The sequence below is a fragment of the Bacteroides cellulosilyticus DSM 14838 genome (assembly GCF_000158035.1).
Lineage (GTDB): Bacteria > Bacteroidota > Bacteroidia > Bacteroidales > Bacteroidaceae > Bacteroides > Bacteroides cellulosilyticus.
In genome coordinates this window covers 59,845-69,830 of the sequence record NZ_EQ973490.1, presented here as the reverse complement: position 1 = coordinate 69,830, position 9,986 = coordinate 59,845, and the positions used below count along the sequence as shown (strand labels likewise).

The 9,986-nt window shown below is 45.0% G+C and carries 10 protein-coding genes; all 10 read right to left on the bottom strand.

Annotated elements, in window-relative coordinates:
- On the bottom strand, positions 1–731 hold a 731-nt coding region (proC, locus tag BACCELL_RS05350; RefSeq protein ID WP_007210580.1), incomplete at its 3' end, for a pyrroline-5-carboxylate reductase.
- Positions 732–905: 174 nt separating this feature from the next.
- Positions 906–2,027, bottom strand: coding sequence for an aspartate aminotransferase family protein (locus BACCELL_RS05345; RefSeq protein WP_007210579.1), 1,122 nt, complete (start codon positions 2,025–2,027; stop codon positions 906–908).
- A gap of 33 nt (positions 2,028–2,060) precedes the next feature.
- On the bottom strand, positions 2,061–3,029 hold the full coding sequence (argC, locus tag BACCELL_RS05340) for an N-acetyl-gamma-glutamyl-phosphate reductase (protein WP_007210578.1): 969 nt from the start codon (positions 3,027–3,029) through the stop codon (positions 2,061–2,063).
- A 22-nt stretch (positions 3,030–3,051) separates the two neighbouring features.
- Positions 3,052–3,264 (bottom strand): PspC domain-containing protein, encoded by a 213-nt coding sequence (locus BACCELL_RS05335; RefSeq protein ID WP_007210577.1) that lies wholly within the window; start codon positions 3,262–3,264, stop codon positions 3,052–3,054.
- Positions 3,265–3,331: 67 nt separating this feature from the next.
- Positions 3,332–4,537, bottom strand: a complete 1,206-nt coding sequence (locus tag BACCELL_RS05330; protein ID WP_007210576.1) for an argininosuccinate synthase — start codon at positions 4,535–4,537, stop codon at positions 3,332–3,334.
- A 12-nt stretch (positions 4,538–4,549) separates the two neighbouring features.
- A complete protein-coding gene (locus tag BACCELL_RS05325) occupies positions 4,550–5,107 on the bottom strand; it encodes a GNAT family N-acetyltransferase (protein WP_007210575.1) in 558 nt (185 codons plus the stop codon).
- Between the two features lie 22 nt (positions 5,108–5,129).
- Positions 5,130–5,603, bottom strand: coding sequence for an arginine repressor (argR, locus tag BACCELL_RS05320; RefSeq protein ID WP_007210574.1), 474 nt, complete (start codon positions 5,601–5,603; stop codon positions 5,130–5,132).
- A gap of 135 nt (positions 5,604–5,738) precedes the next feature.
- Positions 5,739–7,826: a glycoside hydrolase family 43 protein gene (locus tag BACCELL_RS05315; RefSeq protein WP_181991792.1), complete on the bottom strand. Its 2,088-nt coding sequence runs from the start codon at positions 7,824–7,826 to the stop codon at positions 5,739–5,741.
- 25 nt (positions 7,827–7,851) lie between these two features.
- Entirely contained in the window at positions 7,852–9,222 is a 1,371-nt protein-coding gene (locus BACCELL_RS05310) for a glycoside hydrolase family 43 protein (protein WP_007210571.1), read from the bottom strand.
- 49 nt (positions 9,223–9,271) lie between these two features.
- A partial coding sequence (locus BACCELL_RS27270) for a carbohydrate-binding protein (protein ID WP_007210570.1) occupies positions 9,272–9,986 on the bottom strand: 715 nt, incomplete at its 5' end.

Below are 9,986 nucleotides of genomic sequence, written 5' to 3'. Positions count from 1 at the left end.
CCGTCATGTTCCAGTTCATTGATACCTTTGATGGTAATACCGCCGGGGGTACATACTTTATCGATTTCTACGCTGGGATGCGTATCATTATTCAGTATCAGTTCGGCTGCTCCCTTTACCGATTGAGCCACCATTCTCATAGCATCTTTGGGATAAACCCCCATTTCTATACCGGCTTGCATGGCAGCCTGGATGTATTTCAACACATAAGCGATTCCGCAGGAAGCCATGGAAGTGCAGGCTGCGAATTTTTCTTCGGGGATCAGCATGGCAAGTCCCATCTGATTGAAAATATCCAGCATCAGTTGTTCTTGTTCTTTGGTTGCATTACGACTGGCAATCAGTGTCATACTTTCCATCTCGCTGATGGCGGTGTTAGGAATAATGCGGAACATGGTCATTTCCGGTTCGGGTACGTAGTGAGCCAGCTCTTCAAAGTTGATGCCTGCAGCAACAGAAATGATAATTTGTTTACTCTTCAGTTTCAGTTCGCGCAGCACACCTTTGATAAGCCACGGTTTCACAGCGAGTATGATGAATTCGGCGCCGATGATGGCTTCCTGATTGTCATGGGTGATTTGTAAAGCAGGAAACTCTGCTTGTAGTTCATCCAACTTTCCTTGTGAGGGATTAGAAACTATGATATCCGAGGCGGGGATAATACTTCCCTTTGCCAATCCACGGGCTATAGAGCCGCCCATGTTTCCTGCTCCGATAATTGCTGTTCTCATATCATTCTGTTATTAAAAGGGTTGTCGATGGGCAAAGGTAGATATTTTTTCTACCTTTCTAACCTAATTGATGTAAAAAAAGTGCTTGTGTATTTAAAACAACAGGCAGCCTTAAGAAACGCTGAAACGCTTGAAGGCTGCCTGTTTATTGCTGATTATGTTATCAAATATACTTTAAAGTACTTTTCTAAAACGTTCGAGGAAGAGATTGGCTTCTTCCATGCTGAGGCAGAGGGGTGGAAGCAGGCGGAGTACATTTGTACCGCTGACACCGGTAAATACATGTTGTTCTTTCAACAGTTTCAGACGAAGTTCCTTTATTGGTTCTTCAAATTCAAGACCGATCATCAGACCACGTCCGCGAACTTCTTTGATCTGCGGGAACTTTTTCAACTCCGTCATCAGATACTCACCTACCTTGGCTGCATTTTCAACCAGATTCTCCTGACCTATTACGTCCAAGACAGCAAGCGCTGCGCTGCATGCCAGGTGATTACCGCCGAAAGTAGTGCCCAACTGTCCGTAAACCGGAGTGAACATCGGACTGATAAGTACACCGGCCATTGGGAAACCGTTACCGATGCCTTTGGCTACCGTGATAATATCTGCTTTGATACCATTATATTGATGAGCGAAGAACTTACCGCTACGGCCATAACCGCTTTGAATTTCGTCCAGAACCAATATCGTATTATGAGCTGTACAAGCTTCACGCAAAGCCTGCATGAATTCATCTGTCGGCAATTGAATACCACCCACACCTTGAATACCTTCGATAATCACTGCGCAAACATCACCTTTTGCCAGTTCGTTTTTCATAGCTTCAATATCGTTCAGCGGAAGGTAAGTGACATGTCCGCAGTCATTAATAGGAGCTATGATTTTGGGATTATTAGTCACTTCCACGGCAAGTGAAGTACGTCCGTGGAATGCCTTGTTGAAGGAAACCACACGTGTACGTCCGTTGTAGAACGAAGCGAGTTTCAAAGCATTTTCGTTGGCTTCTGCACCGCTGTTAATCAGGAATAAGGAGTAGTCATCATAACCACAAACTTTTCCCAGACGTTCAGCAACCTGTTCCTGTAGCTTGTTAATCACAGAGTTGGAATAAAATCCCAACGTGGCAACCTGGTTGCTGATCATCTCCACGTAATGCGGATGTGCATGACCGATGGAGATAACAGCATGTCCACCGTAGAGATCGAGGTACTCAGTACCGTTCTCGTCCCACACGTGGCAGCCTTTTCCCTTGACAATGTTGATGTCAAAAAGGGGATATACGTCGAATAAGTTCATTTCTTTAATTCTAAATTACAAAATACAAATTACTTAGAAGGCGCTGGGTTTCAATCGCAAGCCGACGGTTTCTTCTAAATTGAACATCAGATTCATGTTGTGCACCGCCTGACCACTGGCACCTTTCAGCAGGTTGTCGATGCAGGAGATGATAAGCAGCTTATCACCGTGCTTTTCCAAATGCAGAAGACATTTGTTGGTGTTCACTACTTGTTTCAGGTCGATGTTCTTTTCTACGATATGCACGAAAGAGTCTTTGGCGTAATATTCTTCGTACATACGGACTATTTCATCCAGTGCAACTTTAGTTTTTACTACGATGGTAGCAAAAATACCACGTGCGAAATCACCGCGGTAAGGGATAAAGTCAATATCCGCATCAAAACTGTTCTGCAATTGCTTCAGAGATTGCTTGATTTCGGGTACATGCTGGTGCTCGAATGCCTTGTAAACACTCATGTTGTTGTTGCGCCAACTGAAGTGACTGGTTGATCCCGGTTTTACACCAGCCCCGGTGGAACCGGTAATGGCATTCACCATGATGTCATTGTTCAGCATCAGGTGTTTGGCAAGGGGGAGCAATCCCAATTGGATACAAGTGGCAAAGCAACCCGGATTAGCCACATGCTTTGCTTTGCAGGTAGCGCGACGGTTCAATTCCGGCAAACCGTAAATAAAGTCATGTTCCGGAGAAGCGATGCGGTAGTCCATAGAAAGGTCGATAATTTTCAATTCCTCGGGAAGGTTGTGACTCTCCATGAACTTCTTCGTGTCGCCATGGGCGGTACAGAAGAATAACACGTCAATTTTGTCCAAAGGTAACTCGTCGGTGAAGACAAGGTCCGTTTCGCCGTACAATCCTTCATGTACGTCGGTAATTTTGTTTCCGGCGTTACTTGAGCTGTTGATGAATACGATTTCCGCTTCCGGATGATTGATCAGCAAACGAATTAATTCACCTGCCGTATATCCGGCTCCGCCGATGATTCCTACTTTAATCATGTTAGTTTATACTATTATTCTTTTATCTGTTATACAAGTTCTTTTCCTCGGGAACAATAAGCCACATTATAAGGTACACGGGGATACCGGCAAATACGGTAAAAAACGTCAATAACGCATAGCCGATACGTACGAGTGAAGGGTCGAGTCCGAAATAAGCGGCCAATCCTCCGCAGACGCCGGCAAGCATTCTGTCGCTGCGTGAGCGAGTTAGTTTTTTGTTATTATTATCCATATCTGTTCGTATAATTGTTCTATCCCCTAACCGTTCACTATGAGAGATGGGTTAGGGGATAGGCTTTTTAGATTTCTTCGTCTTTATGATTGTTATAATATACTCTCAGTGGAGTAGAAGTAACCTTGATGAAACCTTTCGCATCTTCTGCTGTCCAGCCTTTTTGCATTTCGCCATATTCGCCGAACTTCGTTTTCACAAGGTCGTCTTCTGATTCTACACCTACCGTCGAGAAAGATAATGGGCGAAGTTCCAGAATAGCCGTACCGTTTACGTTACGCTGGCTTTCCTGTAGCATGGCTTCGATGTCGCGCATCACCGGTTCCAGATATTGGCTTTCGTGCAGGAACATACCGTACCAATTGGCAACCTGGTCTTTCCAGTATTGCTGCCATTTACTCAGTGTATATTTTTCCAGGAATTTATGTGCGCCGATAATCAGCATCGGAGCAGCAGCTTCGAAACCTACGCGGCCTTTGATACCGATAATTGTATCACCCACATGCATATCACGACCAATACCGTAAGCGGCACCGATTTCTTCTACTTTCTGAATGGCTTTGATGGGATCATCAAATTTCTCATCGTTCACAGCTTTCAACTCACCTTTTTCGAAAGTAAGACGGAGTTGTTCGCTGCCTTCCTTTACACAGTGTTTCAGATAAGCGCTTTCGGGTAATCCTTGTGCGGAATCCAGAATCTCACCACCGCAGATAGAGGTACCCCACAAACCTACATTGTAAGAGTATTTCAGTTTGGTGAAGTCTGCTGAGAAACCATGTTTGTTCAGATAATCGATTTCTTCCTGGCGGCTCAATGCCATATCACGAGTCAGTGTGATGATTTCCACGCCCGGAGCCAATACAAGGAATGTCATGTCAAAACGAATCTGGTCGTTGCCTGCACCGGTAGAACCGTGAGCGATAGCATCTGCACCGATCTCGTTGGCATAGCGTGCGATGGCAAGTGCCTGGAAGATACGTTCGGAACTTACGGAAATAGGATAGGTACCATTACGCAGCACGTTACCAAATACCATGTATTTCAAGCTCTTTTCGTAATATTCCTGCGTCACGTCGATAGTGACATATTCTTTTGCGCCCAGTTTATAAGCGTTTTCTTCGTTTGTTTTCAGTTGTTCGGGGCTGAAACCACCGGTGTTTGCACAAGCTGCATACACTTCATACCCTTTTTCCTTGGCAAGGTACATTACCGTAAATGAAGTATCAAGACCGCCGCTGAATGCGACTACTACTTTTTTCTTTTCTTCCATATCCTTTGTTTTTTAAATTTTATCATCTTCATGCAGAGCCGGGTCGTAAAGCATTGCTGTGCAGATGCAGAATTTGCGGTTCTTGGCTACTAATATATCATGGTTGATGCAGCCTTCGCAGCCTTTCCAGAAGGATTCGTCATCAGTCAGTTCATTGAAAGTGACGGGAACGTATCCCAGTTCCGTATTCATTTTCATGACGGCGGCTCCGCTGGTGAGACTGAATACTTTGGCGTTGGGCCATCGCAAGCGTGCCAGGCGGAAAGATGCCATTTTGATACGCTTAGCCAATCCAATACCGCGAAAGTCGGGATGCACAATCAAACCGGAAGTCGCAACATATTGTTTGTTTCCCCAACTCTCGATGTAGCTGAAGCCTGCAAACACGTCTCCGCATAAGGCGATGATGGCTTTTCCTTCTTTCATTTTTGTCGCCACATATTCGTGTGTGCGTTCTGCGATGCCCGTTCCACGTACTTTGGCCGCTTCTCTGATGGTATCCAAAATCTTATCCACATAAACTTCGTGAGAGGCGTCAGCCACCATCACGTCCACTTTTTTGGTATCCATTTCTTATTGATTCGTTCTTTATTTATTTAATGTTCGGAATGATTTGTGACAGAAATTCGCGTACTTCGCCATGTGAAGCAGCTTCATGCACTACCAACATGATGGTATCGTCTCCGGCAATAGTGCCCAGAATGGCGGGACATTCGCGGTTGTCGATGTCGTAGGCCATACTGCTGGCATATCCCGGTCGTGTACGGATAACGGCAATGTTACCGGAGAATTGCAGGGACACGAATCCGCTGGTCATCAGCATCTCGCTGGCACTCTGGTCATTGGAACGTTTGTACATGATGTTGTTGGGTAATACATATACGTATTTCCCGTTCATGTTTGCCGCCTTGGCAACTTTCAGTTGTTTCAAGTCGCGGGAGAGAGTGGCTTGTGTCAGTTCAAAGCCTTCTTTACTCAGAGCTTGCAGCAGTTCTTCCTGAGAACTGACGTCCTTGCTTGAGATAATCATCTTGATAGCGTCTAACCGATTGGCTTTTTTCTTCATTGTTCTGTATAATTATTCTAAGAATGGCGCAAAAGTAGCGATAATTTTGGAAAGAATATGCATTAAAGAGGGAATTTTTATACTTTTTATACTATGAATGCTGTGCTTTATGCATAAATCGGAGAATATATGCAATTATTTTATTTCCTGCCAGGAAAACACAGTCCCGTCTTTACGGTTGGGTATAGTCCCGGGCCAGTCGGCGGAATAAGGTTCGTCTGTACGCGGATCTAAACCAATGAAGCGATTGGTCTTTAAGGATAGTAGCATACATTGTCCCCATAGCATATCCTGCCACATGAAGAGGCTGCCTTCCGTTTCTTTCTGCATGAGTCGAACATCTGCTGAGAGGCCGGCTCCAGTGACGGTGACAAAGCCTGATCCGTCTAATGCTTCAAGAGCTATACGTCCTTGTCCGCGGTCGTGTACACGGAATTGGCATCCGGTACCGTTGAACGTATTACTTCCCGGATAGGAACGATTCAGCATACCGTGGGGATTAGCCCAGACTTGCTCACCGTTTGCGAGATTGGTTAGTGTTATTACTTTGCCGAGAGGAAGATTTTTAGAGCGATCTGCCAGTGGTTCTTTTACCTTGAAATTGTCGAAGTCGGCATAACCTCCCGCTTTTCCATTCGTATTGAAAGCAAATAAGGCATACCGTACTCCCTGGAAAGTCTTCATTTGATAGCCCAGACGCAGTTCGCCGCCGACTTCTTTAAATGTTTTACCGTCTGTACTGAAGCTGAGTGTTGCCAGGTCTCTATTGTAATCACCACTGGCACGCAGGTACACTTGTGGGCCGGATAATGGTTCGTCTGTAGACTGGTTCTTTACTAAGTCGTAAAATCTCAGGATGAATCCCTCGTCAGTACGCACTACACCGATCCAATAATAGGGAACATTCAATAACCCAAGTCCGGCTACGTCACCTTTCTTTAAGGATTTGGCATTTAATTCGACGGTGGCGCTGGACTCCGGACCGATAGCGCGTTGAGTAAGTGTATTTTTCGCATACATGAAGTTTTTGGCAGGGAGAGTGTGCAGACGCAGTACACCTTTTTTCTCAGTGAGCGACCATTTCTTATCTACCGGAATATGGTTCCATTGCCAGATCGGTTTTAGTTTGGCAGACGAGAAATCATCATCACGCTGATAAGTTGTCAGAGGAGCTATATCCGTTCCGGTATCCGGTTTGAACCAGGTGCGTGGTGAGCGTCCCAGGTTTCCTTCCAGTCCGAAGTAGGGCCAACCATCTTTCCAGGTCACGGGTGAAAGGAAAGTCAGGCGGCCTGCGGATTTTACGTCCATCATTGAGAATCCCCACCATTCACCATTAGGCAGATCGACGATGCCTCCCTGATGAAGGGTTACTGCACCGAAACCATTTTCAGAAGGGCGCTCAAATTCCATTGCTTCTCCTTCATTGGGGATGTTCGACCAGAAGCCATATCCTTTGGTCCACCAGCCACGTTGTGTACCCATGGTTTCACGATTACTGATAACCACGGTTTCGTAAGGACCTTCCAGTTTGTCGGCGCGGGCACATTGCATACGGCCTACGGGTGCATAGTCTGCACTGATGATATAATATTTTCCGTCTATTTTATAGAAATGATGCCCTTCTCCCATGGCATTACCTTTAGGGATGATTACTTTTTCACTGCCTTCCACATAGCCGCTGAAGTCAGGTTTGAGTTGAATCAGATGTACTTCGTCGTAACCATGTACTGCATATATCTTGTCGTCGTCATCAAACAATATGCCCAGGTCGTAAATTCTGCCACCCATATTCTTGTGTGTCCAGGGGCCGGCGGGATCTTTGGCAGAGAAAACTTGTAAGCCATGGTCATTTACGTTGACGAATACATAGAAAGTGCCTTTGTGATAACGGATAGCAGGTGCCCATATTCCGTTTCCATAAATGCCTTTATCGCCTTCCAGATGAAAATCAGGTCCTAAATCGAGTTTGTCAAAGATATATGTTACGAACTCCCAGTTTACCAGATCTTTGGAACGTAGCAGCGGTAGTCCGGGCATGGCATGCATGGAACTGGCAACCATGTAATAATCTGTTCCTACACGTATCAGGTCAGGATCGGTAAATTCATCGTAAAACAGAGGATTGGTAAAAGTACCGTTGCCGTTGTCGGCTGTCCACGACTGGGCTTGTAACTGGCAGAATGCCATCAGGCCGAGGATGATAGAGAATATATGCTTCATGGTCATAATAAATAGAATAAATTAATTAATTTGAGGACTTTTCGGAGAACATCCAATAATCGAAGTTGAAAAGCTCGTGGGGAGTTTTACCTTTAAATATAAGGTATAGGTCATGAACTCCTTTGACCGGCTTCACATGGGTAGAGTGTTGTTCCCAATTATCCCATTCTCCGGTATAGGGAATGTTTAAGGTGCCGATCACTTCACCTTCGGGTGAGTCGATTCTTAGTTCTATTTCTCCTCCATGATATCTGCTGGATGCGGAAGCGGTGAATTGCGAAGCACCTTTCTGTCCGAAGTTCACATCACGCACCTTGATGTAATCGGTATTATGAATAGCGGTTATATATACACCTTTTTCTTTATCGGTGGCAGATGTAACACCTTGTGCCCATGCTATAGTTTCCGCTTCAGTTCGTTTGTATGGATTGAGTGTACCTGTTCCTTTCTTTATACCTTCATTAGTCATGTGCATTTGCGGTATGGTTCCGTCGGGGTTGTATGTGAACTGTTCCACACATACCGATCTGCAATAACTGTGCCCACCGGGCAGCGCATCATTATGATAGAAGAAGTAGGAGTTACCTTTAAAATCAATTATTCCGGGATGGTTGGTATTACTTCCTTTTTCCAATGGCATTACGACTCCCCGGGCTTTCCAGGGACCTTCTGCGGTCCGGGCGGTTGAATAATGTATGGATTCCGGGAATTCGGCGGCATAAATCATATAATACAGGTTGTTACGCTTATATACCCAGGGCGCCTCTGTGAACCTTCCCACAAAGGCGGTCTGGTCTTTGATGTCGAGTGCTGTGATTGAGCCGTCCAGGGATATCATATCTTTATTCAGTTTGGCCTGATAACAAGCCCCGTTTCCCCAATAGAGATATGCTTGTTTATTACTGTCGATAAAGACCGTAGGGTCAAGGTCATCCCAGGAGTGTTTGGCGGCTGTAGTCATGTCGTTGGTTACTAATGCCTGACCCAATGCATCTCTGAAGGGACCATAAGGAGTATCTGCAACGGCTACACCGATGGATGAACCCGGACTGAATCTGTTTTGTGAGGATATATACCAATAAAACTTGCCATCCCGCTCTATGCATTGTGCAGCGCTGGCATCTCCGGCTGACCATTTGAAATCACTTGTTTTCAGCGGTGCTCCACAGTCCGTCCAATTCACCATGTCGGTAGTGGTATACAGGCGGTATTCTCTCATCAGGTATGCGTTGGAAGGAGCATCCTTTTCATCGCATCCCACATAAAGGAATAATGTATCGTTATGCACCATTGGAGCAGGATCGGCTGTATATTTGGTTTGAATAATCGGATTTTGAGCCGTTGCCAAAAGTGGAAGGAACCCCAGATATAGGGCTAAAATCTTGTTTTTCATCATAATCGTTATTGTTGATGGTTGTTTTTAATACAAATATTTATTGTGGATATTAATGTGTGAATTCCCAATAATCTATATGGACAAAGTCTTCTTTATTGCCTTTGAATACAAAGTACAGATCAAATATACCAGTGTTGGGAATAGCTACGTCCGTTGTAATCGTTTTCCAGGAATCCCAGTCTCCTGTGGGAACAACATTCAGAGTACCTATCAGCAATCCGTTTTCACTCTCCAGACGGATTTCAATATTTCCACCTTCTGGAGCACCACATGAAATCAAAGCTTTAAGTTTGGAAAGGCCTTCTTTGGTGAAATCCACTCCCTGTACTTTTATGTAATCCCCCTCGTTAGCAGAACTTACAATCCGATTACCCGGATCGCCTTTTCGGGCTTCAGTATTGATGCCCCAACCTTTTGCCATGGTTTCCGCTTCATTTCGTTTGTACGGATTGATGTATTTTAATTGGGGCAAGCCGTCACGTGTGATTGATACCGTCCGGATAGTACCATCTTCATTGTGTATTAAATGGTCCAGACAGACACTACGCATATATTCGCGTGAACGTTTGTCCGCTTCTCCTTTCACATAGGCCACTTCCCGGTTATGATATGCAATATAATATTCGCCTTTGAATGGAAAGATGGAATGATGATTGTTGAAGCCGTCGTTGATGGGTGGGTTAGGCAATATTAATCCAGGCTGGGAAAAAGGTCCCATTGGATGTTCACTCATTACATACTCAATGTTGGCGGGAAAGCTGAAA